Annotated in this window: 26 protein-coding genes; 11 read left to right on the top strand and 15 right to left on the bottom strand. The window is 71.4% G+C overall.

The features are described 5' to 3' along the window. Positions 1-27: 27 nt before the first annotated feature. Complete coding sequence (locus ACIBTU_RS26715; protein WP_399128994.1) at positions 28-423, bottom strand: hypothetical protein; 396 nt, start codon at positions 421-423, stop codon at positions 28-30. 163 nt (positions 424-586) lie between these two features. Here ACIBTU_RS26715 and ACIBTU_RS26720 point away from each other — a divergent pair, with 163 nt between their 5' ends. Then, complete coding sequence (locus ACIBTU_RS26720; protein ID WP_399128996.1) at positions 587-1,219, top strand: ATP-binding protein; 633 nt, start codon at positions 587-589, stop codon at positions 1,217-1,219. Positions 1,220-1,574: 355 nt separating this feature from the next. Here the strand turns inward: ACIBTU_RS26720 and ACIBTU_RS26725 are convergent, their stop codons facing one another. Further along, positions 1,575-2,342: a SigE family RNA polymerase sigma factor gene (locus tag ACIBTU_RS26725; protein WP_399128997.1), complete on the bottom strand. Its 768-nt coding sequence runs from the start codon at positions 2,340-2,342 to the stop codon at positions 1,575-1,577. Between the two features lie 193 nt (positions 2,343-2,535). Here ACIBTU_RS26725 and afsQ1 point away from each other — a divergent pair, with 193 nt between their 5' ends. From afsQ1 to ACIBTU_RS26750, 5 genes are all read left to right on the top strand, one after another. Continuing rightward, entirely contained in the window at positions 2,536-3,213 is a 678-nt protein-coding gene (afsQ1, locus tag ACIBTU_RS26730) for a two-component system response regulator AfsQ1 (protein WP_161300939.1), read from the top strand. Then, entirely contained in the window at positions 3,210-4,778 is a 1,569-nt protein-coding gene (locus ACIBTU_RS26735) for an ATP-binding protein (protein ID WP_399128999.1), read from the top strand. The genes afsQ1 and ACIBTU_RS26735 overlap by 4 nt, the downstream gene beginning before the upstream one ends. Then, on the top strand, positions 4,775-5,377 hold the full coding sequence (locus ACIBTU_RS26740; protein WP_399129000.1) for a hypothetical protein: 603 nt from the start codon (positions 4,775-4,777) through the stop codon (positions 5,375-5,377). Before ACIBTU_RS26735 ends, ACIBTU_RS26740 begins: the two co-directional genes overlap by 4 nt. A 67-nt stretch (positions 5,378-5,444) precedes the next feature. Continuing rightward, positions 5,445-5,987 (top strand): VanZ family protein, encoded by a 543-nt coding sequence (locus tag ACIBTU_RS26745; protein WP_399129001.1) that lies wholly within the window; start codon positions 5,445-5,447, stop codon positions 5,985-5,987. Positions 5,988-6,073: 86 nt separating this feature from the next. Continuing rightward, a complete protein-coding gene (locus ACIBTU_RS26750; protein WP_188337214.1) occupies positions 6,074-6,274 on the top strand; it encodes a PspC domain-containing protein in 201 nt (66 codons plus the stop codon). Positions 6,275-6,351: 77 nt separating this feature from the next. Here the strand turns inward: ACIBTU_RS26750 and ACIBTU_RS26755 are convergent, their stop codons facing one another. Next, positions 6,352-6,690, bottom strand: coding sequence for an ATP-binding protein (locus ACIBTU_RS26755; protein WP_399129003.1), 339 nt, complete (start codon positions 6,688-6,690; stop codon positions 6,352-6,354). A gap of 256 nt (positions 6,691-6,946) precedes the next feature. On the opposite strand from ACIBTU_RS26755, the gene ACIBTU_RS26760 reads away from it, so the two are divergent. After that, the gene (locus tag ACIBTU_RS26760) at positions 6,947-7,246 is read left to right on the top strand and encodes a hypothetical protein (RefSeq protein ID WP_399129004.1); all 300 of its coding nucleotides are present in this window, start codon (positions 6,947-6,949) and stop codon (positions 7,244-7,246) included. 15 nt (positions 7,247-7,261) lie between these two features. Here the strand turns inward: ACIBTU_RS26760 and ACIBTU_RS26765 are convergent. Both ACIBTU_RS26765 and ACIBTU_RS26770 read right to left on the bottom strand, forming a co-directional pair. Further along, positions 7,262-8,205 (bottom strand): IS5 family transposase gene (locus tag ACIBTU_RS26765; RefSeq protein ID WP_399129006.1). Its coding sequence is split into 2 segments (ribosomal slippage): positions 7,262-7,758 and positions 7,758-8,205, totalling 945 coding nucleotides; the frame shifts between segments, so codons are not numbered across the junction. 53 nt (positions 8,206-8,258) lie between these two features. Beyond that, the gene (locus ACIBTU_RS26770) at positions 8,259-9,395 is read right to left on the bottom strand and encodes an adenosine deaminase (RefSeq protein WP_399129007.1); all 1,137 of its coding nucleotides are present in this window, start codon (positions 9,393-9,395) and stop codon (positions 8,259-8,261) included. A 124-nt stretch (positions 9,396-9,519) separates the two neighbouring features. On the opposite strand from ACIBTU_RS26770, the gene ACIBTU_RS26775 reads away from it, so the two are divergent. After that, complete coding sequence (locus ACIBTU_RS26775) at positions 9,520-10,278, top strand: alpha/beta hydrolase (RefSeq protein WP_399129008.1); 759 nt, start codon at positions 9,520-9,522, stop codon at positions 10,276-10,278. 1 nt (position 10,279) lies between these two features. Here ACIBTU_RS26775 and ACIBTU_RS26780 read toward each other — a convergent pair whose 3' ends face one another. Both ACIBTU_RS26780 and ACIBTU_RS26785 read right to left on the bottom strand, forming a co-directional pair. After that, complete coding sequence (locus ACIBTU_RS26780) at positions 10,280-11,353, bottom strand: hypothetical protein (RefSeq protein ID WP_399129010.1); 1,074 nt, start codon at positions 11,351-11,353, stop codon at positions 10,280-10,282. 125 nt (positions 11,354-11,478) lie between these two features. Continuing rightward, on the bottom strand, positions 11,479-12,447 hold the full coding sequence (locus tag ACIBTU_RS26785; RefSeq protein ID WP_399129011.1) for a LysR family transcriptional regulator: 969 nt from the start codon (positions 12,445-12,447) through the stop codon (positions 11,479-11,481). Positions 12,448-12,510: 63 nt separating this feature from the next. Here ACIBTU_RS26785 and ACIBTU_RS26790 point away from each other — a divergent pair, with 63 nt between their 5' ends. Continuing rightward, positions 12,511-13,821, top strand: coding sequence for an MFS transporter (locus ACIBTU_RS26790; protein WP_399129012.1), 1,311 nt, complete (start codon positions 12,511-12,513; stop codon positions 13,819-13,821). A gap of 153 nt (positions 13,822-13,974) precedes the next feature. Next, positions 13,975-14,955: a sigma-70 family RNA polymerase sigma factor gene (locus tag ACIBTU_RS26795; RefSeq protein WP_399129013.1), complete on the top strand. Its 981-nt coding sequence runs from the start codon at positions 13,975-13,977 to the stop codon at positions 14,953-14,955. Here the strand turns inward: ACIBTU_RS26795 and ACIBTU_RS26800 are convergent. Then, positions 14,863-15,306, bottom strand: coding sequence for an STAS domain-containing protein (locus ACIBTU_RS26800; RefSeq protein WP_399129014.1), 444 nt, complete (start codon positions 15,304-15,306; stop codon positions 14,863-14,865). The two genes, ACIBTU_RS26795 and ACIBTU_RS26800, sit on opposite strands and share 93 nt — an antisense overlap. A 122-nt stretch (positions 15,307-15,428) precedes the next feature. Between ACIBTU_RS26800 and ACIBTU_RS26805 the strand changes: the two genes are divergently transcribed. Then, positions 15,429-16,355 carry an AEC family transporter gene (locus ACIBTU_RS26805; RefSeq protein ID WP_399129015.1) on the top strand — a complete coding sequence of 309 codons (927 nt, stop codon included), beginning with the start codon at positions 15,429-15,431 and terminating at the stop codon, positions 16,353-16,355. Between the two features lie 4 nt (positions 16,356-16,359). Here ACIBTU_RS26805 and ACIBTU_RS26810 read toward each other — a convergent pair whose 3' ends face one another. The 7 genes from ACIBTU_RS26810 to ACIBTU_RS26840 form a co-directional block, all read right to left on the bottom strand. Continuing rightward, on the bottom strand, positions 16,360-16,950 hold the full coding sequence (locus ACIBTU_RS26810; RefSeq protein ID WP_399129017.1) for a Uma2 family endonuclease: 591 nt from the start codon (positions 16,948-16,950) through the stop codon (positions 16,360-16,362). A gap of 95 nt (positions 16,951-17,045) precedes the next feature. Then, positions 17,046-18,323 (bottom strand): thymidine phosphorylase, encoded by a 1,278-nt coding sequence (locus tag ACIBTU_RS26815; protein WP_399129018.1) that lies wholly within the window; start codon positions 18,321-18,323, stop codon positions 17,046-17,048. Positions 18,324-18,445: 122 nt separating this feature from the next. Beyond that, on the bottom strand, positions 18,446-18,856 hold the full coding sequence (locus ACIBTU_RS26820) for a cytidine deaminase (RefSeq protein WP_399129019.1): 411 nt from the start codon (positions 18,854-18,856) through the stop codon (positions 18,446-18,448). After that, a complete protein-coding gene (locus tag ACIBTU_RS26825) occupies positions 18,853-20,115 on the bottom strand; it encodes an ABC transporter permease (RefSeq protein WP_399129020.1) in 1,263 nt (420 codons plus the stop codon). The genes ACIBTU_RS26820 and ACIBTU_RS26825 overlap by 4 nt, the downstream gene beginning before the upstream one ends. Continuing rightward, a complete protein-coding gene (locus ACIBTU_RS26830; RefSeq protein WP_399129021.1) occupies positions 20,112-21,272 on the bottom strand; it encodes an ABC transporter permease in 1,161 nt (386 codons plus the stop codon). Before ACIBTU_RS26830 ends, ACIBTU_RS26825 begins: the two co-directional genes overlap by 4 nt. A 2-nt stretch (positions 21,273-21,274) precedes the next feature. Beyond that, a complete protein-coding gene (locus ACIBTU_RS26835; protein ID WP_399129022.1) occupies positions 21,275-22,882 on the bottom strand; it encodes an ABC transporter ATP-binding protein in 1,608 nt (535 codons plus the stop codon). A gap of 157 nt (positions 22,883-23,039) precedes the next feature. Next, complete coding sequence (locus tag ACIBTU_RS26840; RefSeq protein ID WP_399129023.1) at positions 23,040-24,095, bottom strand: BMP family protein; 1,056 nt, start codon at positions 24,093-24,095, stop codon at positions 23,040-23,042. Positions 24,096-24,193 lie beyond the last annotated feature (98 nt).

Below are 24,193 nucleotides of genomic sequence, written 5' to 3' on the forward strand. Positions count from 1 at the left end.
CCGGCCCGGCCCTCGGATCCGGTGGCGTCAGCCCGGCAGCAGGCCGGCCGCCGCGCCGACGACCGGCAGCTCGGACAGGGAGCTGCCGGAGGTCACCGGGCCCGTCACGGCCGCCGTGCTGAGCGGCTTGAAGTCGGCGATCTGGGTGCCCACCCCGTTGTCCAGCGGGTCGACGCCCGTGTTGGCCAGCGGGTCGAGCTGGAGGTTCGCCACCGGGGCGAGGCCGTGCGTGGCCGCCGCGTCGATGCCCTGGGTCACCGCCAGCGGGCTCAGCGTGCCGGGCGCGGCGTCCGCGGCGCTCGCGCTCGCGCCCCCGGCGGCGACCGCCGCGCCGGCCGCGGCCATGGTCAGGCCGGCGCGCAGCAGCGTGCGGCGGGCTCCGGAGGTCGGCGTCGGGTTCTTCTGGGCTGCGTGTCGGGCCATGGGAGTCGCGCGCGCCTTTCCTGTTTCCAGTGACGATTCCAGTGACGAGATCTCCGCGTGTGACGGCGGAACCACGTAGCGTAGTCGCACTCGGCGTGGCTCGTGCCACAACCGCGCGACGCGGGGTCGGCGCCAGGGCCCGGATGCCTCACACTGGACTCTCGTGAGTTCGCATCCCCCGATACCGACCCGGGTCGTCCTGGTCTCCGGCCCCTCCGGCTCCGGCAAGTCGTCCTTCGCGGCCCGCTCCGGGCTGCCCGTGCTGTGCCTCGACGACTTCTACAAGGAGGCCGACGACCCCACGCTGCCGCTCGTGCCGGGCACGTCGGACATCGACTGGGACTCGCCCGCGTCCTGGGACGTGGAGGCGGCGCTCGACGCGATCGCGGAGCTGTGCGCGAAGGGCCGGACGCAGGTGCCGGTGTACGACATCGCGACCAGCTCGCGGGTCGGGGCGGAGTCGCTCGACATCGCCCGCACCCCGCTGTTCCTCGCGGAGGGGATCTTCGCGGCGGACATCGTGGCCCGGTGCCGTGATCTCGGGGTGCTCGCCGACGCGCTCTGCCTGCGCGGGCGCCCCTCGACGACCTTCCGCCGCCGGCTGCTCCGGGACCTCAAGGAGGGCCGCAAGTCCGTGCCGTTCCTGCTGCGGCGCGGCTGGCGCCTGATGCGCGCGGAACGGGCCATCGTGGCCCGCCAGGTCGCGTTCGGGGCACACCCCTGCGGCAAGGACGAGGCCCTCGGCCGCGTCGCCGCGGCCGCGGCCGGCCACTGCGCCAAGGCGCGTGCCGCTTAACGGGACCACTCGCCGTGGGTCCACCGGCCGTTCTTCGCCCACCGGCCGGTGGGGCTTCTCGCGCAGTTCCCCGCGCCCCTGGAAGGCATGCGGCTTCGCCGCGCCTTCCCCCGACCACAGGCGCCCAGCACCTTGATCGGGGAAATGCGACCCGAAGGGTCTGCATTTCAGGGGCGCGGGGAACTGCGCGAGAAGCCCCACCGGGCCGCAGACAGAGAACGGGCACAAAAGGGAGCGGGGCCAGGAAGACCCCCCGTCTTCCCGGCCCCGCTCGATCCCCCCGGATCCCCCGATCCCCTCCCCCGTTCAAACAACCCCGCTCCCCCGAACAGGGCCCCCGTTCCCCCCGGAGGGCCTACGCGACCAGCTCGCCGAAGGACTCCTCCTGGTCCCGGCCGAAGCTCAGGACCTCGTCATCCCGCAGCCGCCGCAGCGACCGCCAGATGCTCGACTTCACGGTGCCGACGCTGATGTCGAGGATCTCCGCGATCTCGGGGTCCGTACGGCCCTCGTAGTAGCGGAGCACGAGCATCGTGCGCTGCAGTTCGGGCAGGCGGGCCAGCGCCTGCCACAGGACGGCCCGCAGCTCCGTACCCCGCATCGCGTCCGTGTCGCCCACCGTCTCCGGCAGCTCCTCGGTCGGGTACTCGTTCAGCTTGCGGCGGCGCCACGCGCTGATGTGCAGGTTCGTCATGGTGCGGCGGAGGTAGCCCCCGACCGCGGCCTTGTCGCTGATCCGGTCCCACGCCCGGTACGTCGAGAAGAGGGCGCTCTGGAGCAGGTCCTCGGCCTCGAACCGGTCACCGGTCAGGTGATAGGCGGTCGCGTACAGGGAGGCACGGCGCTCCTGGACGTAGGCCGTGAACTCGGCCTCCGACAGGTTCCGCTGCTCCCCCGAGCCCTCCCCGTACGCCGCTCCCCCGTGGATTCCCCCGTTGTTTCCCCCGTCGGGAACCGCCGGCGCGTCAACCACCGTCATGTAACCCGGGTGCTGACGCCCGGTACCGCGAGCGCACCCCCGCCCGCTCACGGCACCGGACTTCTCATGCCGCTCGGTGCGGACCGCCACGTCGTGCAGACGCGTGACAACTGCGCTTGAGGTGGTGCTGTGCAGCGTGTTCATCTCGCGCCCCCCGTCGTGGAGTCCGTTTTCCTGAGCTCGCTTCCTTGCGATGACCAAAAGCTTGCCGCGGTGACTTCATGACGGTGTCCGTCGACTGTCACAGAGCTGTCACAGGCCCCGGGGCGGTGCGGGTCATGTGTGGGACCGGTCCCACGGTCGAACTAAAGGCCAGTGATGGGCCAGAATGGCGCTCGTGCCTTCCCTGTTGCTGATCGAGGACGACGACGCCATCCGCACGGCCCTGGAGCTGTCTCTTACGCGCCAGGGCCACCGGGTTGCCACCGCTGCCACCGGCGAGGACGGTCTGAAGCTGTTGCGCGAGCAGCGGCCGGACCTGATCGTGCTGGATGTGATGCTGCCGGGCATCGACGGGTTCGAGGTGTGCCGTCGCATCCGGCGCACCGACCAGCTGCCGATCATCCTGCTCACCGCGCGCAGCGACGACATCGACGTGGTGGTCGGCCTGGAGTCCGGGGCCGACGACTACGTGGTGAAGCCGGTGCAGGGGCGGGTGCTCGACGCCCGGATCCGGGCCGTGCTGCGGCGCGGCGAGCGCGAGGCGAACGACGCGGCGTCGTTCGGTTCGCTGGTGATCGACCGGGCCGCGATGACCGTGACGAAGAACGGCGAGGACCTGCAGCTCACCCCGACCGAGCTGCGGCTGCTGCTCGAACTGAGCCGGCGGCCGGGGCAGGCGCTGTCCCGGCAGCAGCTGCTGCGCCTGGTGTGGGAGCACGACTACCTCGGCGACTCCCGCCTGGTCGACGCGTGTGTGCAGCGGCTGCGCGCGAAGGTCGAGGACGTGCCGTCCTCGCCGACGCTGATCCGTACGGTGCGGGGTGTCGGCTACCGGCTGGACTCGCCTCAGTGACGGAGCCGCACCCCACGCCGCGCGGTCTCGCCGCGGCCAAGAAGGCCCTGCTCGCGGGGCTGCGCTTCACGAGTCTGCGGTTGCGGCTCGTCGTCGTGTTCGCGCTGGTGGCGCTGACCGCGGCGGTGTCCGCGTCGGGGATCGCGTACTGGCTGAACCGCGAGGCGGTGCTGACCCGTACCCAGGACTCGGCGCTCAGCGACTTCCAGCAGGAGATGCAGAACCGGGCGGCGGTGCTGCCGGAGCATCCGACGCAGGGCGAGCTGCAGCACGCCGCGAACCTGATGGCGAACAGCAGCCAGCACTTCAGCGTGCTGCTCACGGCCACGGACGAGAACGGCCGTGACGTGGTGGGCAATTCGGACCTGGACGCCTTCACGCCGGTCGACGTGCCCGCGTCGCTGCGCCGCGCGGTGAACAAGAAGCAGAAGATCACCGAGAACAACAAGGCCCCGTACCACCTGTACTGGCAGCGGATCACGCAGGACGGCACGCCGTACCTGGTGGGCGGCGCGCGGGTGAACGGCGGGCCGTCGGGCTACATGCTCAAGTCGCTGGAGCCGGAGGCGAAGGACCTGGGCTCGCTGGCCTGGTCGCTCGGCATCGCGACGGCGCTGGCCCTGATCGGCTCGGCGCTGCTCGCGCAGGCCGCCGCCGCGACCGTGCTGAAGCCGGTGCACCGGCTCGGTGTCGCCGCGCGCCGGCTCGGCGAGGGCAAGCTCGACACCCGCCTGCGGGTGTCCGGTACGGACGAACTGGCCGATCTGTCACGGACGTTCAACCGGACCGCGGAGAACCTGGAGAAGAAGGTCGCCGACATGAGCGCCCGCGAGGAGGCCTCGCGGCGGTTCGTCGCCGACATGTCGCACGAGCTGCGCACCCCGCTGACCGCGATCACGGCGGTCACCGAGGTCCTGGAGGAGGAGCTCGACGCGGAGACCGGTTCGGTGGACCCGATGATCGAGCCCGCCGTGCGGCTCGTGGTCAGCGAGACGCGGCGCCTGGGCGACCTGGTGGAGAACCTGATGGAGGTCACCCGCTTCGACGCGGGCACCGCCCGGCTCGTCCTGGACGACCTCGACATCGCCGACCAGATCACGGCCTGTATCGACGCCCGTGCCTGGCTGGACGCGGTGGAGCTGGACGCGGAGCGCGGCATGACGGTCCGGCTGGACCCGCGCCGTCTCGACGTGATCCTCGCCAACCTGATCGGCAACGCGCTCAAGCACGGCGGCTCCCCGGTGCGGGTGTCGGTGCGCACCGAGCCGCGCGGCGAGGGCTCCGACCTCGTCATCGCCGTACGCGACCACGGTCCCGGCATCCCGGAGGACGTGCTGCCGCACGTCTTCGACCGGTTCTACAAGGCGAGCGCCTCCCGGCCGCGTTCGGAGGGCAGCGGGCTCGGTCTGTCGATCGCGCTGGAGAACGCGCACATCCACGGCGGCGAGATCACGGCCGCCAACTCGCCCGACGGCGGCGCCGTGTTCACCCTGCGGCTGCCGCAGCAGGAGCCGGAGCAGGCCAAGAGCGATCCGAACTCCGAGGAAAGCGGTGACGGCCGGTGAGGCGCGGTGCGAAGGTCGCGGGCCTGTGCGGCCTGGCGGCGCTGCTGCTGACGGGCTGCGGGATCCGCTCCACGGAGGTGCCGACGGACTTCGGCGCGGCGCCGACCCGGGTGGGCTGCTCGCTGGCGGGCTCGGACGAGGTGGGGACGCGCGCGGGCGGCGAGTTCGCGGTGCAGGTCTATCTCGTGTGCACGTCTCAGCTCGTGACGGTGGACCGTACGGTGACGCTGGAGCGGCGCGGGACCTCGGACCGGGTGACGGTCGCGCGGGAGCTGCTCGCGGAGCTGTCGCGCAAGCCCTCGGGCGCCGAGTCGGACGCCGGATACTCGACGGACGTCGCCCCGCGCACCCGGGTGTCGGGGCCGCGCAAGGGCGATCCGGCGGACGCGCTGCGGCTGAACACGCCGCCGGACGACCTGTCCCCGTACGCGCTCGCGCAGATCGTCTGCACGTTCGCGAACAGCAAGGTGACGGCGGAGGACGGGGATCACGTGGTGCTGGGCGGGCCGGGTGACGACGCGCTGCGCAGCTACGAGTGCTCGGACGCGGTGAAGGCGCGGCCCGGACTGATCCCGGCGCCGGCCGAGACCGTGGGCTGAGGTCACTCGCGTCACTCATCCGGAATCCCCCGGAACCGATTCTCCCGCGGGTGACGTCTTGGGGGGCGTGCAGCGCCATCGCTCGGGCGGCCACAGGGCCGCTGTCCGCTTCCGTACGGCAGGGCTCGTCGTCCTGGCCGCGCATCTCGTGTTCGTCGCATGGTTCACGCTGCGTCCGCTGGACGTGCCCTGGGTGAGTGCGGCGAACCTGCATCCGCTGGCCGGGATCCGGGCCGATCTGGCGCTCGGCTGGCGTGCGGGCGGGCTGCGGATCGCCGAGGGGCTGCTGCTGCTCGCGCCGCTCGGGGTGCTGCTGCCGCTGGCCGGTGGCCGGCTGCACGTGTCGGTGTGGGGTTCGCTGCTGCGCACGGTCGCGGCGGGCGCGCTGATCTCGCTCGGCATCGAGCTGTTGCAGACCGGGGTGCCGGGTCAGGTCGTGGACGTGGACTCGGTGCTGCTGAACACGCTGGGCGTCGCGATCGCCCACGCCGTCGTGGTGCCGGCGCTGCGGGCCCGGCTCCGCCGCCGGCCCGACCTGGTCTCCCTGCCCCGGGAGGAGCCGGCTCAGGGTCCGACCCCGACGATTCCCAGGGTCGGCATCGCCCCGTGAGGTGACGTTTCACCCGCTTCGTGACCGTACCTTCGAAGACGTAAGCACCACCCACCGAAGACCCACGGTTCGCGAAGGAGCCCACCATGACCGCCCTGGCCCGCCCCACCAACGGACGGATGATCGGCGGAGTGTGCGCAGCGCTGGCACGGCGTTTCGGCACCTCCGCGAACACGATGCGCGTGATCTTCCTGGTGTCGTGTCTGCTGCCCGGCCCGCAGTTCCTGCTCTACATCGCGCTGTGGATCCTGTTCCCGAGCGAGGGCAAGGTCCGTCAGGCCTGGTGACCGGGCTCGTCGCCGTACACCGAAGGGGCGCCCCCCGCGGATCGCGGGGTGCGCCCCTTCGGGCGGTGCGGGCCGGGTCAGCCGATCGGCAGACCCGAGGTGGGCAGGCCCTGGCCGACGGGCAGGCCACCGATGAGGCCGGAGACGGGGTCGCCGCCCTCGGTGACCTTGGCGACGGTCGGCTGGAGGGCGGTGACGCCGCTGCCGACGGCGCCCTGCGCGGCGCTGACAGCCTGGGGGGTGCCGGCCGGCAGGGTGCTCGCCGCCTGCTCGACGGGGAGCACCGAGGAGACGGAGCCGAGGGCCCCCGTGGCGTCCGGGAGGGCGGGGGCGGCGTTCGCGGCACCGGCACCGGCGGCGGCGAAGGCGGCACCGAGAGCGGCGACACCGAGGGTCTTCACAGCAGACTGCTTCATGGGTCCCTTGTTCCTGGTTCCTTGGGAATGAGTCGGTCCTCGGCAAACACCTGGGATCACCATGGAGTTACTCATTCGTCAACCTGGTGTTGACCGGAACCCTCCGTTCCGGTCGCTCGGAACCCGGGCCGTGACCTTTGCCGAAGCGGCCCTGCCCCCTAGGAGCTGTCCGGCCGATCATTGACGGCGTGTGTGTGGCTGCTGCTTGAGATCAAAGTCGCTTGCCGGGCGCCTGGTGCTTCGCGACCATCGTGGGATGGGTACGAATGAAGGTCGAAAACTGACGCGGGTCGTGCAGACGTGTTCTGCCAGCCCATCGCAGTGGGACGCCTGGACGTCGGATGGCCAGTACCTGTATCTCCGATACCGGCATGGCGAGGGCAGCGTCGAGTGGCACCCCGGCCCTGACTTTGATGACAGTTCGGAGTCTTGGGACGAAGGCCGCTCGGGGCTACTCATCGAATGGAACGACGGCACCGGCAGCGGCACCATCAGCCTTGAGGACTTCATCGCGGCAGCCGGCCTGATGCTTGCGCCGGGTGCCGCGGTGGATTGATGTCATGACACGCGGTCAGGTGCGGAGCCAGATCACCAGGGCGGCTGCGGTGACGGTGCCGAGGAAGACGTAGCCGCGCTTGTCGTAACGGGTCGCGACGGCGCGAGAGTTCTTCAGCTTGTTGATGGCCCTCTCGACGGTGTTGCGCTTCTTGTACCGCTCCTCGTCGAAACCGGGTGGCCGCCCGCCCCGCGGCCCCCTGCGCAGGCGGGCAACTTGGCTGTCGGCCTTCTCCGGGATCGTGTGCCGGATGCCGCGCCGCCGCAGGTGCTGACGGCAAGGACCGTTGCTGTATGCCTTGTCGGCAGCGACGCTGTCGGGCTTGTTGCGGGGCCGACCCGACCCGAGCCGCGGAACCCGGATCTTCTCCAGCACCGGCACGAACTGGGTGCAGTCGGCCCGCTGCCCCGGCGTGACGATCAGGGACAACGGACGGCAGAGACCGTCCGCGCTCAGGTGGATCTTGCTGGTGAAGCCGCCGCGCGACCGGCCCAGGCCCTCACCTCCCGCACCACCTCCACCAGTCGGCCGGCGAGGCTCTGCCACGGACTTTCGCCCTGGTGTTCCAGCGCCTCGTCCCCCTTTGAGTCGACGAGCGCCGACGGCGGGTCGGTGCGGGCGCCGGCCGCGTGCTGGTGGGCGCGCACGATGGTGGAGTCCACCGAGACATCCCAATCGATCTGGCCCGACGCGTCCGCCGCGGCCTGGACCTGTTGCAGCAGCCGTTCCCAAGTGCCGTCAGCCGACCACAGCCGATGGCGTTCGTAGACTGTCTTCCACGGCCCGAACCGCTCCGGCAGATCGCGCCAGTGCACCCCCGTCCGAACCCGGTGGAGAATCCCGTCGATCACCTGTCGGTGATCACGCCACCGCCCGCACCGACCATTGCTCACCGGCAAGAACGGCCGCAGCCGTTCCCACTCGGCATCCGACAGATCACCGCGTTCTCCCCGCCCCATGCTCGAGCCAACGAGCAGATCAGGCGACGGTCACATGATCGGCCGGACAGCTCCTAGCGGAACAGCCACTCCGAGCGCAGTTCCGCATACCGCGGCTTCACCACGTCGTTGATCATCGCGAGCCGTTCGTCGAACGGGATGAAGGCCGACTTCAGCGCGTTCACCGTGAACCACTCGAGGTCGGTCAGCGTGTACCCGAACGTCTCGACGAGCAGGCCGAATTCGCGGCTCATCGACGTCCCCGACATCAGCCGGTTGTCCGTGTTGACCGTGATGCGGAACCGCAGTTCGCGCAGCAGCCCGATGGGGTGCTCGGCGAGCGAACCGGCCGCGCCCGTCTGGAGGTTGGACGACGGGCACATCTCCAGCGGGATCCGCTTGTCGCGCACGTACGAGGCGAGCCGGCCCAGCGTGACCGTACCGTCCTCCTTGTCGACCTCGATGTCGTCGATGATCCGCACGCCGTGGCCGAGCCGGTCGGCGCCGCACCACTGGAGGGCCTGCCAGATCGACGGCAGGCCGAAGGCCTCACCGGCATGGATCGTGAAGTGGTTGTTCTCCCGCTTCAGGTACTCGAACGCGTCGAGGTGGCGGGTGGGAGGGAAACCGGCCTCGGCGCCCGCGATGTCGAAGCCGACGACGCCCGAGTCCCGGTAGCGGTTGGCGAGTTCGGCGATCTCCAGGGCGCGGGCGGCGTGCCGCATCGCGGTGAGCAGGGCGCCGACGCGGATGCGGTGCCCGTTCTCCTTGGCGCGGCGCTCGCCCTCGCGGAAGCCCTCGTTGACCGCCTCGACGACCTCTTCGAGGCTGAGGCCCTGCTCCAGGTGCTGCTCCGGCGCGTAGCGGATCTCGGCGTAGACGACGCCGTCCTCGGCGAGGTCCTCGGCGCACTCGGCGGCGACCCGGACCAGGGCCTCCTTGGTCTGCATGACGGCGCAGGTGTGCGCGAACGTCTCCAGGTACCGCTCCAGGGAGCCGGAGTCGGCCGCGTCGCGGAACCAGACGCCGAGCTTGTCGGGGTCGGTCTCCGGCAGGTTCGCGTAGCCCTGCTCGCGGGCGAGGTCGACGATCGTGCCGGGGCGCAGCCCGCCGTCGAGGTGGTCGTGGAGCAGCACCTTGGGCGCGCGACGGATCTGGTCCGGGCTCGGGATCCGGGGGCGGTCGGGGTGCACGGTGGTCTGGCTCGTCATTTCCGCACCCTAACGCCTACGCGCGTAGACCGCACGGTTCCGGCGGCGGAAAACCTTCCGTCGATACGTAACAGTGACCCGGAGGACGGGTCGCGTACATCGGCGCTTCTGACACTGTTCTGTCATGCAGCAGGAAGCGACGCAGGCCCGTGAGGCCAGGCTGGGCAAGGCGGTCGGGCCGGTTCCCGGGGCGGTGGGCGGCGTGGCGCTGCTGCTCCCCGCGGGCGAGGAGAACTCCACCCGCAGACCCTCACCGCTGTCGGCCACGGCCCTGCGCCCCCTGGCCCGCAGGCTCACCCGGGCCGGGCGCGCGGAGGGCCTGATCACCCACACCGTGCACTATCGCGGGCGCGGCTGGAACGGGGCGCAGGCCGAGCTCGCGCGGGACGCCCGCTGGGCCGCCGACGAGGTGGTGCGCCGGTACGGGGACGTGCCGGTCTGCCTGGTCGGCGTCGACATGGGCGGGCGCGCGGCCCTGCACGCGGCGGACCACGCGGCCGTCGAATCCGTCCTCGCGCTGGCCCCCTGGCTGCCGGAGGACGATGTCGCCGTCTCCCCCGAACCGGTGCGCCAGCTCGCCGGGCGCCGCGTCCTCATCGTGCACGGCACCGACGACCGCCGCACCGACCCGGAGCTCTCCTTCCGCCTGGCCGGCCGCGCCAAGAAGACGAACCGCGACGTGTGCCGCTTCGAGGTCCACTCCGACGGCCACGGCCTCCACCAGCACCGCTCCGAAGTAGCCGCCCTGGCCGTCGACTTCACCCTGGGCACCCTCTTCGGCCACCCCTTCTCCCGCCCCCTCCAAGACGCCCTCGCGGCACCCCCGCCGATCGGGTTGCGGATGCCGCTGGCGGTCGGTTTCGGCCGGTCCCTGGAGCTGTAGCTCAGCCGCCCAGCGCGCCGAGCACCAGCCCCGCCGTGTTCTTGCCCGCCAGGATGAGGACCGGGTGGGTGGTGTCCGTGCATGCGATGACCACGGGGTACTCGCCTCGGCGGCCGGGGGTGAACTCCGGGTCGCCGACGAGGAGTTCGCGGACGCGGTGGGGGCGCAGGGTGGGTGGGAGGGGGAGGCGGGCGAGGCGGGCCTCGGGGTCCGTGCTCAGGGCGGGCGGGCCGTCGCCGACCACGAGGTGGACGTAGCCCGGTCTGCTGTACGGGACGTCGCCGTGGACCAGGACGCGCAGGACCTGGCGGCGGGTGGGGGCGGTCGGGGTGATGCGGGCGGCGGCACGGCGGACCTTGCGCACCGACCACCGGCAGAGCCAGGCGGAGAGCAGCAGGGACGCGGGGATCGACCAGGCCGTGAACTCGAGGCCGGACCAGATGTCGTCCGCGGCCATGAGGACGATCGGGAAGTTCGCGCAGGCCACGAGGATGCCGGCGACGAGTCCCGTGGGCGGCCTCCAGTCGAGCGGGGTGCCCGGGGTCTCGGGGCGGAAGCGCAGCCAGGCCGCGAACCAGAGGGCGCCCAGGCCGCCGGACAGGAGCGCGACGGCGAACGCGCCGGGCAGCCGGCCGTCGTGCACCGGGGACAGCTCGGCCTCGGCCACGAGGTTCCCGAGCCGGACCTCGCGGACCTCGTCCTTCCAGTAGGTGGCGGTGACCTGGTCGCCGGGGCGGGCCGCCGCGTAGACGGAGCGGTCGGAGGGCATCCGGACGCGGTGCTCGGCGCGCGTCGCCGGGTCGGTGAGGACCAGGTAGTACTTGGTGCTCTTGCCGCTGGACTCGTGGTTCTTGCCGAGGACGGTCGTCTCGGCCTGCACCCGGCAGGTGTCGGCGCGGGTGCCCGGCGGGCAGGGCGCGGCCGCCGCGTAAGCGCGGTTGTCGGCCTCGGCGGGCACGATCAGGGCGAAGAGGACCGCGCCGAGCAGGACCAGGAGCGTGCCCGCGTACGTGAAGCGGGTACGGCGCCTGAGCATGCGGTCGCCGTAGTCGTCGTAGGCCGGTATCCCGCTCACGATCGTCCCTCCCCGTCCGGCTCCGGGCCGCCGGCCGGTGCTCCACCTTGCCCGCCGGGATCCGGCAGGGCAATGCGCGTGGCGGGCACCCGGGGCGGCCGTGGGCTGCCGGGGACCGGCAACGGCTACTCCGGAGGGGCCTGTTCCGGGAGGAGGCGGCCGCGGCGGGAGAGCAGGAACTTCTTGAACGCGGCGACCGGAGGCGTGTCCGGGTGCCCCTCCAGCCAGGCCACGCCGATCTCGCGCACCGCCCGCTGCCCGGTCACCGTCAGCTCGACGACCCCGGGGCGCGGCACCGCCGGCGGGGGCAGCAGCGCGACGCCGAGGCCCGCCGCGACCAGGCCGCGCAGCGTCTCCGCCTCCTCGCCCTCGAACGCGACGCGCGGTGTGAAGCCCGCCTCCGCGCACAGGTCGTCGGTGATGCGGCGCAGCCCGTAGCCGGGTTCGAGGGTCACGAAGGTCTCGTCGGCGGTCTCGGCGAGCCGGATCCGCTTGCGGCCCGCGAGCCGGTGGTCCTCGGGGACGACCAGGCGCAGCCGCTGCTCGTCGAGACGCCGCGCCACCAGGTCCGGCGCGTCGGGCACCGGCGAGGTCAGGCACAGGTCGAGCTCCCCGGCCCGCAGCCGCTCCAGCATCGCCTCCCCGTAGTTCTGCACGAGGCTGAAACGGATACGGGGATGGTCGGCGCGGAAGGCGCGGATCAGGCCGGGCACGGTCTCGGTGCCCATGGTGTGCAGGAAGCCGAAGGCGACCTTGCCGGACTCGGGGTCGGCGTCGGCCCGTACGGACTCGGCGGCCTTCTCGACCTCGCCGAGCGCGCGCTCGACCGAGCCGAGGAAGGTGCGGCCTGCGGGGGTCAGGGACACGGTGCGGCCGTGGCGGGCGAAGAGGTCGACGCCGAGGTCCTGTTCGAGCCGGACGATCGCGCGGGACAGCGTCGACTGCGGGACGTTCAGCTCCTGCGCCGCGCGGGTCACGTGCTCGGCGCGGGCCACCGCGGCGAAGTAGGAGAGACGCGGGGCCAGCAACGTGACCATGTCTTCTGTGTCACCGGCGGGTGACAGGCGCGGCCGTGACCTGTGCTCATGCTGCATGGGAACGATTATGGCCGTTTCATGCATTGGACGCATCAGTCGGGGCGGGCCTACGTTCGACACATGCCTCCCGTCAGTAGCCAGGCGGCCGCCACCCACGCGGTCGCCGCCCCCGTCCCCCCGTCCAGCGACCCGCGCTCCGACGACACGCGCATGGCCCCGGGCGGGCCCGGCTACCGCCGGATGAGCCTCGCCCTGTTCCTGGCCGGTGTCGCCACCTTCGCGCTCCTCTACTCCACGCAGGCCCTGCTCCCGCTCATCTCCGAGGACTTCGGGGCGAGCGCGAGCACGGCGAGCTGGACGGTGTCCGGAGCGACCTTCGCGCTCGCGCTGTGCGTGCTGCCGCTGAGCGCCCTGTCCGAGCGGTTCGGGCGGCGCGCGGTGATGACGGCCTCGCTGTCGGTGGCCGTCGTGGTCGGTCTGCTGGTCCCCTTCGCGCCGTCGCTCGGCGTCCTGATCGCGCTGCGCGCACTCCAGGGCGCCGCCCTGGCCGGACTGCCCGCCTCCGCGATGGCGTACCTGGCGGAGGAGGTGCGGCCGAAGGCGCTGATCGCGGCCATCGGACTGTTCGTCGCCGGCAACTCCATCGGCGGCATGAGCGGCCGGGTCGTCGGCGGCTGGATCGCCCAGGCCTGGGGCTGGCGCGCGGCCGTCGGCGTCATCGGCGTCATGGCCGTGGTGTGCGCGATCGCGTTCCGGCTGCTGCTGCCCGCGCCCAAGCACTTCACGCCCGGGTCGCTGCGCCCGCGCGCTCTGGCCCGCACGGTCGGCGGCCACCTCGCCAACCCGCTGCTGCGCCGCCTGTACGTGATCGGCGCCCTGTTCATGACGGTGTTCGGTGCCGTCTACACGGTGATCGGCTACCGGCTGACCGCCGCGCCGTTCTCGCTGCCGCAGGGCGTCGTCGGCTCGATCTTCCTCGTGTACCTCGTCGGCACGCTCTCCTCGGCGGCGGCCGGACGGCTCGTCGCCCGGCTGGGCCGGCGCGGCACGCTGTACCTGGCGGCCGGTACGACGATGGCGGGCCTGCTGCTCGCGCTGGTGCCGCTCTTCCCGGTGGTGCTGCTCGGGCTCGTGCTGATCACCGCCGGATTCTTCGCCGGGCACGCGACGGCCTCCTCGTCCGTCAGCCACACCGCGACGCACGGCCGCGCCCAGGCCTCCGCGCTGTACCAGTCCGCCTACTACGTGGGCTCCAGCGTCGGCTCGGCCGTGGGCGCCATGGCCTTCCACGCGCGGGGCTGGGCCGGGACCGTCGGCCTCGGATTCGTCGCCGTCCTCGGCGTCGTCTCGCTCACCGTGTGGGGCACGTACGCGGCCCGTGCGCAGCGACGCGGGGCGACCGCGACGGCACGTACGGTCGCCGCCCACTGACCCACCGCCCACGAGCCCTACCACAACGGCCTCCGGACCTGCGCATTTCGCGGGTCCGGGGGCCGTTGTCAGTGGGCTGCGGTAGCTTTCGAAGTGCTGGAGAAGGTGCTGGAGAAGAACTGGTACTCACAGCCGCTATGGGGGCGTTGGGACATGAGCGACACCGCGACGAAGCCGGAGCTCGAGGATCTGGAGAAGCACCGGGTCGAGCTGACCGGGTACTGCTACCGGATGCTGGGTTCGGCGTTCGAGGCCGAGGACGCCGTACAGGACACGATGGTGCGCGCGTGGCGCAGCTTCGACAAGTTCGAGGGCCGCTCCTCGCTGCGCTCCTGGCTGTACCGCATCGCGACGAATGTCTGCCTGGACCTGCTGAACGCGGGCAACAAGCGGGCCCGTCCGATGGACTTGACCGCCGCGGCCCCGCTCGCGCAGGCCGCGCTGACCCCCCGCCCGGACAATGTGTGGCTGGAGCCGATGCCCGACGCCCGTGTCCTGCCCACCGTGCACGACCCGGCGGAGGCCGCCGTCGCGAAGGAGTCGGTGCGGCTCGCGTTCGTCGCGGCGCTGCAGCAACTGCCGCCGAAGCAGCGGGTGGTGCTCCTGCTGCGCGAGGTGCTGGCCTGGAAGGCGACCGAGGTCGCGGAGCTGCTCGACACGACGGTCGCGTCGGTGAACAGCGCGCTCCAGAGAGCGCGGGCCACGCTCGCCGAGGCCCCGCCCGCCGACTCGGCGACGGCGGACCCGCTCGACGAGGAGCAGCAGAAGCTCCTGGAGCGTTACGTCGCGGCCTTCGAGGGCTACGACATGAAGGCGCTGACCGAGCTGCTCGCCGAGGACGCGGTCATGACGATGCCGCCGTTCGACCTGTGGCTGCGCGGCACGGACGACATCACCGGCTTCATGCTGACGCTCGGTCACGAGTGCGAGAACTCGCGCCTGTTGCCGGTGTCGGCGAACGGGACGCCCGCGTTCGCCCACTACAAGCCCGACCCGGAGAACGGCGGATACATGCCGTGGGCGATCCAGGTCCTGGAGATCTCAGACGGCCGGATCGCCGGTTTCCACTGCTTCCTGGACCTCAGCCGACGGTGGTTCCCGCTGTTCGGCGTCCCGGAGCACCTGGACGCCTGAGGTCCCCGCGCTCGGACCCGGGCTCGGCCCCGGACCCGGGCTCCGGCTTTCGGCGGACAGGACTCCGTCGAGGCCGGTGAGGCCGAGCATCAGCGTGAGGCGGGGGGACGGATCCCGCAGCCGTATCCGTCCCCCGGCCCGCCGTGCGGCGAGCTGCATCCGGGCGAGCGCGTCGAGGGTGGCGAGGTCGGTGCTCGTCACGGCGGACACGTCGCAGACGACCGTACGGGCGTCCGCGCCGGGCGGGGCCCCGCCGAGGGCGGCACGGACCTGGTCGCAGAGCAGCGGTGCGTCGCCGGGGCGGATCGGCCCGGCGAGCACGACGACGGAAGGGGTCGTTGAGGCAGCCACGTAGTCATGACCGTGCGACGGCCCGGAACTCATCGGCGTCGGACGGACACCCGGCGTGTGCCGCGTCACGTCGGAGTGGATCACGTTGACCTCCGGCGCACGCGCGGCCGAGGGTGGAGCCCGTGCAAGGGGTTCTGAACGGGTTCGCGGTCATCGCCGTCGTCATCGGCGTCGGCTATCTCATCGGCCGGAAGGGCTATCTGGGCGAGAGCGGCCGGGACGTCCTGACGAAACTGGCCTTCCACGTGGCGACCCCGGCGCTGCTCTTCACGATGCTGGCGCGGGCCGACCTGTCCGTGATCCTCTCCCCGAGCCTCCTGGTCACGGCCCTGTCGACGCTGGCCGTCGCGGGGGTCTTCGTGTCCGTGGCGGTCGTACGGGGCTGGGGTGTGGGCCGCACGACGATCGGCGCGCTGTGCTCCTCGTACGTGAACTCGGGGAACCTGGGCATCCCGATCGCGGTGTACGTGCTGGGGAACGCGTCGCTCGTGGCGCCGGTGCTGCTGTTCCAGCAGATCGTGGTGACGCCGGTCGCGCTGACGATCCTGGATCTGGCGGAGGCGTCGGGGACGCGGCAGTCGTGGTGGCGGCGGGTCCTCACGCCGTTCCGGAACCCGATCGCGATCGGAGCCTTGTCCGGGGTCGTGGTGTCGGCGACGGGGTGGACGGTGCCGGCGCCCGTCTTCGACCCGCTGAAGCTCATCGCGAACATGTCGGTGCCGATGATCCTCATCGCGTTCGGGATCTCGCTGTGCGGGAGTTCGTGGCCGGGCGGTCCGGGCTCGGACCGGGTGCCGGTGCTGCTGTCCTCGGTGCTGAAGTCCGTCGGGCAGCCTGCCGTGTCCTGGGCGCTGGCGTCTTTCGTCTTCGGCCTGAGCGGGGCGCGACTCCTGGACGTCGTCGTGACCTCGGCGCTCCCGGCGGCCCAGAACCTCTTCACGTACGCCAGCCGTTACGGGGTGGGAGAGCGCCTGGCCCGGGAGTCGATCCTGCTGTCGACGATGGGATCGGTGCCGGTTCTGGTGCTGGTGGCGGCGCTGCTGGGCTGAGGCGTCAGTCCGTGCAGGGCAGCAGTTTGGTGTCGAGGGCGACGTCGAAGGGCGCGGGCAGCCGCAGCTGGTCTCCGTATTGAACGGTGGCGAGAACGCGATAGGTTCCGGCCGACGGATCGCCGTAGAGGGTCGCGGTCGGGCGGCCCGAGTGCCACGGGTCGAGCAGCAGGTACAGCGGTACGCCTGCTTTGGCGTAGCCGTTGACCTTGCTGACACGGTCATGGTTGGCGTTGCTCCGCGAGGTGATCTCGCCGACCAGCTCAGCCTCGGCCGCCTGCACGCGCCGCCCCTCGCGCAGTGCCGTCCGGGGGACGACACAGAGGTCGGGGATGTAGAGGCCGGCGGCATCCGCCGCCACCAGACCGAGGGTCTGGTAGATGCCACATCCGTCGGGCCGTGCCGGCCAGAGAATCTCCGTGACGATCTCAGCGGCGTCGTTGTGCTCTTCGGAAGGCGGCGGGGCCAAGGTGACGATCCCTTCGATGATCTCCACCTTGCAGCCCTCGGGGGCGTCCGTCGCCTCCCAGAGGCGTACGGCGGCGTCCCAGTCCGAGCCGGCCGACGGCTCGGGCTCGACTGCGAGTGCGCTCATGGCGGTGCTCCAATCGGTCGTCACCGATACCAGCATGCCGAACGGGACCGGCGGCGGTCCACCGATCCCGTTCACCCGAAAGGGGAAACCGCAGGTCAGGCGATACGTTCCAGCACGATCGGCGCCGCCGTGAAGGGGGTGTCGGAGGGGGCGATGTCGTAGGCGCCCTCCAGTGCCTCCAGGGCGTAGGCGAAGCGCTCGGGGGTGTCCGTGTGGAGGGTCAGCAGGGGGCGGCCCGCCTCGACGGAGTCGCCGGGCTTGGCGTGGAGTTCGACGCCGGCGGCGGCCTGCACGGGGTCCTCCTTGCGGGCGCGCCCCGCGCCGAGCCGCCAGGCGGCCAGGCCGACGCCCATCGCGTCGAGGCGAGTCAGCACGCCGGACTCCGCGGCCGTGACGACGTGCGTCTCCCGGGCCGTCGGCAGCGGGGCCAGCGGATCGCCGCCCTGCGCCGCGATCATGCCGCGCCACGCGTCCATCGCCGAGCCGTCGGCCAGGGCCTTCGCCGGGTCCGCGTCCTTCAGGCCCGCCGCGTCGAGCATCTCGCGGGCCAGCGCGAGGGTCAGTTCGACGACGTCGGCGGGGCCGCCGCCGGCCAGGACCTCGACGGATTCCCGCACTTCGAGCGCGTTGCCCGCCGTCAGGCCGAGCGGGGTGTTCATGTCGGTGAGGAGGGCGACGGTGGGCAGCCCGTGGTCGGCGCCCAGGCCCACCATCGTGCGGGCCAGTTCGCGCGCCGCGTCCAGCTCCTTCATGAAGGCGCCGGAGCCCACCTTCACGTCCAGGACCAGCGAGCCCGTGCCCTCGGCGATCTTCTTGGACATGATCGAGGAGGCGATGAGCGGGATGCACTCGACGGTCGCGGTGACGTCGCGCAGGGCGTAGAGCTTCTTGTCGGCGGGGGCGAGGCCGCTGCCGGGGGCGCAGACGACGGCGCCGACGTCCTCCAGGGTGCGCATCATCTCGGCGTTGGTGAGGTTCGCGCGCCAGCCGGGGATCGCCTCCAGCTTGTCGAGCGTGCCGCCGGTGTGGCCGAGGCCGCGCCCGGACAGCTGCGGCACGGCGGCCCCGCACGCGGCGACCAGCGGGGCGAGCGGCAGCGTGATCTTGTCGCCGACGCCGCCGGTGGAGTGCTTGTCGGCGGTGGGCCGGGACAGCGCGGAGAAGTCCATGCGCTCGCCGGAGGCGATCATCGCGGCGGTCCAGCGGGCGATCTCGGCGCGGTCCATCCCGTTGAGGAAGATCGCCATGGCGAGGGCCGACATCTGCTCGTCGGCGACCTCGCCGCGCGTGTAGGCGTCGACGACCCAGTCGATCTGCTCATCGCTCAGGCGGCCCCGGTCCCGCTTCGTACGGATGACGGAGATGACGTCCATGGCTTTCCTGCCTTCCAGCACCGGCTTGCGTGGGATCCGTCGACTCTACGCGCATAGAACCGGCGGGAGAAAGAGGGCCCCGCCGACCAATTCGCCGGGGCCCTCGGGGTGTTGCTCGGGGATCAGGCGTCCTCGCGGCCCAGGTTCTCGGGGCCGAACGCGTCCGGCAGCAGCTCGGCGAGCGGGCGCACTCCGGACGCGGTCTCCAGGAGGAGGTCCTTGCCGCCGAACTCGTAGAGCAGCTGGCGGCAGCGGCCGCACGGCATCAGGATCTCGCCCTTGCCGTCGACGCACGTGAAGTGGGTCAGCCGGCCGCCGCCGGTGAGGCGCAGTTGGGAGACGAGCCCGCACTCGGCGCACAGGCCGATGCCGTACGAGGCGTTCTCCACGTTGCAGCCGGTCACCGTGCGGCCGTCGTCGACGAGCGCCGCCGCGCCGACCGGGAAGCCCGAGTAGGGGGCGTACGCGTGGGACATGGCCTCGCGCGCGGCCGCGCGCAGGGCCTCCCAGTCGGTCGCGTCGGCGCCGGTCACTTGCCCTGGCCCTTCCGGTACGGCTGTCCGTTCGCCTTCGGCATGCGCAGGCGCTGGGCCGAGAGGGCGAGGACGAGCATGGTCAGGACGTACGGCATGGCCGTGGCGACCTGGCTGGGGACGGAGTCCGTGGTGGCGTACCAGAAGAAGAGCAGCACGGAGACGGCGAGCGTGACGACCGCGCCGGTGATCTTCTTCTTCCAGATCAGCCAGGCCACGGCGAAGAGCGCGAGGACGGCGATCAGGAGGAGCAGCGCGTGCGTGTTCTCGGTGCCGCCGCGGACCTTGAGGGTGTCGCTGTAGCCGAACAGGCCGGCGCCGAGGGCGAGGCCGCCCGGCATCCAGTTGCCGAAGATCATGGCGGCGAGGCCGATGTAGCCGCGGCCGCCGGTCTGGCCCTCCAGGTAGTAGTTGGAGGAGACCTCGGAGAGGAAGGCGCCGCCGAGGCCGGCGAGCGCGCCCGAGATGATCACGGCGAGGTACTTGTACTTGATGACGTTGACGCCGAGGGACTCGGCCGCGACCGGGTTCTCACCGCAGGAGCGCAGACGCAGGCCGAACGAGGTGCGCCACAGCACCCACCAGGAGACGGGCACGAGGGCGACGGCGATGACGGTCAGCCAGGACACACCGGTCATGATGCCGCCGAGCAGGCCCGCGACGTCGGATATCAGGAAGTAGCCGTGCTTGTTGAGGTCGGCGAGCGCGTCGGCGAGGCCGGGCACGGTGAACTCGCCGAGGCTCGGGACCGCCGGGGACTGCCGGGAGGTGGCGCCGTCCATGCCGTCGTAGACGAGGACGGACAGGTAGCGGGTGGCGCCGAGGGCCAGGATGTTGATCGCCACACCGGAGACGATGTGGTTCACGTTGAAGGTGACCGTGGCGAGCGCGTGGACGAGGCCGCCGAGCGCGCCGCCGATCAGGGCGGCGAGGACGCCGACCCAGGGGCCCCACTGGTAGCCGGCCCAGGCACCGAACCAGGTGCCGAGGATGAGCATGCCCTCGAGGCCGATGTTGACGACGCCGGCGCGCTCGGCCCACAGGCCGCCGAGTCCGGCCAGGCCGATCGGCACGGCGAGCCGCAGCGCGGTGGACATCTGGCTGACGGAGGTGAGCCCGTTCGCGTCGGTGATCAGGCGGACCGCCGAGACCAGGCAGAGCAGCCCGGCGACGATCAGCATCAGGACGGGAAGGCTGAGCCTGCGCCGGGCCGCCGGGGCGGCGGCAGGCGTCTTGTCGAGTGCGGGAGCCGTGCTCATCGGGCCGCCACCTCCTTCTTCGTGTCGTTGTTGTCGTCGCTGTCGTCGGGTCCCGCGGCGGCGAGGACGTGGCCCGCCGCGAGTTCGGCGCCGACGCGGCTCTGCTGGCGGCGGGTGCCCCAGACGCGGACGGACTCGTAGGAGACGACCACGGCGATGACGATGAGGCCCTGCATGATCGTGGCGATCTCGGAGCTGTAGCCCTGCAGGTCCAGCGGGTCGGCGGCGTTGAACAGCCAGGACAGCAGGAGCGAGGCGAGGGCCATGCCGGCCGGGCTGTTGCGGCCGAGCAGCGCGACGGTGATCGCGTTGAAGCCGAGCGAGGCCGGGAAGGAGTCGGAGAAGGTGTGCGTCGAGCCGAGCAGCGTGGGCAGGCCCGCGAGGCCCGCGACCGCGCCGGACAGCAGCATCGCGGTGAGCACCATCTTCTTGGCGGAGACGCCGGAGGCGGCGGCCGCGGACTCGGAGGCGCCGGAGGCGCGCAGGTCGAAGCCGAAGCGGGTGCGGTTGAGCATCACCCAGTAGACGATGCCGAGGAGCACGGCCACGGCGACGAAGCCGTAGATGGTGCCGATGGAGTCGCCCAGGTTGAGGCCGGGGAACCAGCCGGCCTTGTCCATCTCGCCGGTCGTGCGGTTGTTGCCGACGGCGACACCGAACGCGTCCTCGAGCGTGAGGTACGCGATGACGGACCCCGCGATCGAGTTCAGCATGATCGTGGAGACGACCTCGCTGACGCCGCGGGTCACCTTGAGGACACCGGCGATACCGGCCCACAGCGCGCCGGTCACGGCGGCCGACAGGATCAGCAGCGGGATCTGGAGGAAGGCCGGGAACGCGATGTGCGCGCCGACGATGGCGGCGACACAGGCGGCGAGCCGGTACTGGCCCTCGACGCCGATGTTGAAGAGGTTCATCCGGAAGCCGATGGCGACCGCGAGCGCGCCGATGTAGAGACCGGCGGCGTCATTGATGATGAGGACCTGGACGTCGGAGAACGTCGCCTGCTCGAACATGATCGAGAACGGCTCGACCGGGTTCTCGCCGGAGGCGAGCAGCACCAGCGAGGTCAGGGCGAACGCGACGACCAGCGCGATCACGGGACCGGCGGCCGCGAGCAGGATCCGCTCGGAGTCCCAGCGCTTGGGGTTGTTCATGGTCAGGCACCGTCTTCCGTGTGCTCCAGGTGGCCCGAGGCGGCACCGGTCATGGCGGATCCCAGCTCTTCCGGGGTGATGGAGGCCGGGTCGGCGTCGGCGACCAGGCGGCCGTCGTAGATGACCCGGAGGGTGTCGGACAGGCCGATCAGCTCGTCGAGGTCGGCCGAGATGAGCAGCACGGCCAGGCCCTCGCGGCGGGCCTCGCGGATCTGGTCCCAGATCTGCGCCTGCGCGCCGACGTCCACACCGCGGGTGGGGTGGGCGGCGATCAGGAACTTGGGGGCGTGGCTCATCTCGCGGCCGACGATCAGCTTCTGCTGGTTGCCGCCGGACAGGGAGGCGGCCGTGACGTCGATGCCGGGGGTGCGGACGTCGTACTCCTTGACGATCCGCGTGGTGTCGGCCTGCGCGGCCTTCGGGTCGAGCCACATGCCCTTGGAGTTGGGGGCCTCGGTGACGTGGCCGAGGATGCGGTTCTCCCAGAGGGGGGCGTCCAGGAGCAGGCCGTGGCGGTGCCGGTCCTCGGGGATGTAGCCGACGCCGGACTCGCGGCGCCTGCGGGTCGCCCAGGAGGTGATGTCCTCGCCGAGCAGGGTGACGGTGCCGCTGTCGGCCTGGACGAGGCCGATCAGGGTCTCGATCAGCTCGGTCTGGCCGTTGCCCTCGACGCCCGCGAGGCCGAGCACCTCACCGGCGTGGATGGTGAAGGTGATGCCGTCGAGCAGCGGCTTGCCGCCGCCGGGGGCGGCCAGGCGCAGGTCCTCGGCCTGGAGCACGGGGCGGTCGGTGACCGTGGAGTCGGCGGTCTCCGGCGTGGGGAGCTCGCTGCCGACCATCAGCTCGGCGAGCTGCTTGGGGGTCGTCTCGGCGGGGACGGCGGTGCCGACCGTGGTGCCGCGCCGGATGACGGTGATCTCGTCGGCGACGGAGAGGACCTCGCCGAGCTTGTGCGAGATGAAGATGACCGACAGGCCCTCCGCCTTGAGCTCGCGCAGGTTGTCGAAAAGCGCGTCGACCTCCTGCGGGACGAGGACGGCGGTCGGCTCGTCGAGGATCAGGGTGGTGGCGCCGCGGAAGAGGACCTTGAGGATCTCGACGCGCTGGCGGTCGGCGACGCCGAGGTCCTCGACAAGGACGTCGGGGCGGACGCCGAGGCCGTAGCGCTCGGATATCTCGAGGATCTTGCGGCGGGCCTTCGCGCCGATCCCGTACAGCTTCTCGCTGCCGAGGACGACGTTCTCGAGGACGGTGAGGTTGTCCGCGAGCATGAAGTGCTGGTGCACCATGCCGATGCCGCGGGCGATCGCGTCGGCGGGCGAGGAGTAGGAGACCTGCTCGCCGTGGATGGTGATGGTGCCCTCGTCCGGCTTCTGCATGCCGTAGAGGATCTTCATCAGCGTGGACTTGCCCGCGCCGTTCTCACCGACGAGGGCGTGCACGGTGCCCTTGCGGACGGTGAGGCAGATGTCGTGGTTGGCGACGACGCCGGGGAACCTCTTGGTGATGCCCTTGAGTTCTACGGCGACGGTGGTCGGCGGGGAGCTTGACGTGGCGATGGCGCACTCTCCTGGGAAAGGGGGCCGGCTACACGCGTAGCGCCCCAACATCGGTGTGCGAGAAGTGGGTTCGAGCGACTTCGAGCGATGTCGAGTGTTCAAACTGCGATGCGATCGGACTGCTGCGGCGATCTGACGGCGATGACGAGCAGGATCGCACGAACGGGGTACGGGGCAGAAGCGCCCCGCACCCCCGTTGTGGCGCCGCTTACTTGGCGGGCTTGAGGTCGACCTTGATGGAGCCGTCGACGATGCCGGCCTGGGCCTTCTTGAGGGCCGCCTGCAGCTTCGCGTCGCTCTTGAACGCCGGGTTGGAGTCGGCCAGGGAGACCTCGCCCGACTTCAGGTCACCGGTGATGACGCCGGTCTGCGGCTTGCCGTCCTTGACGGACTGCGCCAGGTTGAAGATCGCCTTGGCGACGTCCTTCGTGGCGGAGGTGATGATCGAGTCCTTGTACTTCGCCAGGGCCTGCTGGCCGTACTGGTCGGAGTCGACACCGATGGCGAGCTTCTTGGCGCCGGCGGCGGCCTCGATGACGCCCTGACCGGACAGGCCGGCCGCGTGGTAGACGACGTCGGCGCCGTCCTCGATCTGCTTCTCGGCGGCGGCCTTGCCGAGGTCCGGGGAGGCGAAGCCCTTGGCGGGGTCCTCGTCGAGGTACTGGACCTCGACCTTGACGCCCTTCTTGGTGTCCTTGACGCCCTGCTCGAAGCCGGCCTGGAACTTGTTGATCAGCGCGTTGTCGACGCCGCCGACGAAGCCGACCGTGTCCGACTTGGTCTTCAGGGCGGCGGTGACGCCGGCGAGGTAGGAGACCTCGTTCTCCTGGAAGACCAGGTCGGCGATGTTCTTCCCCTGGACCGAGGAGTCGTCGACGATGCCGAAGGTGACCTTCGGGTACTTCGCCGCGGCCTCCTTGACGGCCGGGGCGTAGGAGTAGCCGATGCCGACGATCGGGTTGTAGCCGGCCTTCGCCAGGTTCACCAGACGCGCGGTCTTGTCGTCGTCGGACTCGCCGTCCTTGGGCTCCTGGTCGGCGACCTGGTAGCCGAACTCGCTCTTGGCCTGCTTCAGACCCTCGTAGGCGGCGTCGTTGAACGACTGGTCGCCCTTGCCGCCCACGTCGTAGGCGATGGCGAGGCCCTTCTCCTTGCCGCCGTCCGACTTGGCGGCGTCGGAGGAGGTGCCGCCACAGGCGGCGAGGGCGAGGGCGAGAGAGGCGGTGGCGGTGCCTGCGACCGCTATGCGGGAAACCCGGCGCATTGAGAAGTGCTCCTTCGTACAAGCGCCGGGACAGCAGTGACCGACGCTGAGTTCGCCGCAGAGTAACGCGCGTAGACAAAACATAAAACCCCTAATGT

Origin of the sequence: Streptomyces sp. NPDC050145, assembly GCF_044460245.1 — a bacterium.
Lineage (GTDB): Bacteria > Actinomycetota > Actinomycetes > Streptomycetales > Streptomycetaceae > Streptomyces.

Bases quoted from the DNA above. Each gene is read 5' to 3' on its own strand.
- ACIBTU_RS26835 (WP_399129022.1), bottom strand. From the start codon at position 22,882: ATGTTGGGGCGCTACGCGTGTAGCCGGCCCCCTTTCCCAGGAGAGTGC.
- ACIBTU_RS26755 (WP_399129003.1), bottom strand. From the start codon at position 6,690: ATGAAGCAGTCTGCTGTGAAGACCCTCGGTGTCGCCGCTCTCGGTGCC.
- ACIBTU_RS26790 (WP_399129012.1), top strand. From the start codon at position 12,511: ATGCCTCCCGTCAGTAGCCAGGCGGCCGCCACCCACGCGGTCGCCGCC.
- ACIBTU_RS26810 (WP_399129017.1), bottom strand. From the start codon at position 16,950: ATGAGCGCACTCGCAGTCGAGCCCGAGCCGTCGGCCGGCTCGGACTGG.
- ACIBTU_RS26715 (WP_399128994.1), bottom strand. From the start codon at position 423: ATGGCCCGACACGCAGCCCAGAAGAACCCGACGCCGACCTCCGGAGCC.
- ACIBTU_RS26770 (WP_399129007.1), bottom strand. From the start codon at position 9,395: ATGACGAGCCAGACCACCGTGCACCCCGACCGCCCCCGGATCCCGAGC.
- ACIBTU_RS26830 (WP_399129021.1), bottom strand. From the start codon at position 21,272: ATGAACAACCCCAAGCGCTGGGACTCCGAGCGGATCCTGCTCGCGGCC.
- ACIBTU_RS26725 (WP_399128997.1), bottom strand. From the start codon at position 2,342: ATGAACACGCTGCACAGCACCACCTCAAGCGCAGTTGTCACGCGTCTG.
- ACIBTU_RS26815 (WP_399129018.1), bottom strand. From the start codon at position 18,323: ATGGACGTCATCTCCGTCATCCGTACGAAGCGGGACCGGGGCCGCCTG.
- ACIBTU_RS26795 (WP_399129013.1), top strand. From the start codon at position 13,975: ATGAGCGACACCGCGACGAAGCCGGAGCTCGAGGATCTGGAGAAGCAC.
- ACIBTU_RS26760 (WP_399129004.1), top strand. From the start codon at position 6,947: ATGGGTACGAATGAAGGTCGAAAACTGACGCGGGTCGTGCAGACGTGT.
- ACIBTU_RS26785 (WP_399129011.1), bottom strand. From the start codon at position 12,447: ATGCAGCATGAGCACAGGTCACGGCCGCGCCTGTCACCCGCCGGTGAC.
- ACIBTU_RS26825 (WP_399129020.1), bottom strand. From the start codon at position 20,115: ATGAGCACGGCTCCCGCACTCGACAAGACGCCTGCCGCCGCCCCGGCG.
- ACIBTU_RS26775 (WP_399129008.1), top strand. From the start codon at position 9,520: ATGCAGCAGGAAGCGACGCAGGCCCGTGAGGCCAGGCTGGGCAAGGCG.
- ACIBTU_RS26840 (WP_399129023.1), bottom strand. From the start codon at position 24,095: ATGCGCCGGGTTTCCCGCATAGCGGTCGCAGGCACCGCCACCGCCTCT.
- ACIBTU_RS26750 (WP_188337214.1), top strand. From the start codon at position 6,074: ATGACCGCCCTGGCCCGCCCCACCAACGGACGGATGATCGGCGGAGTG.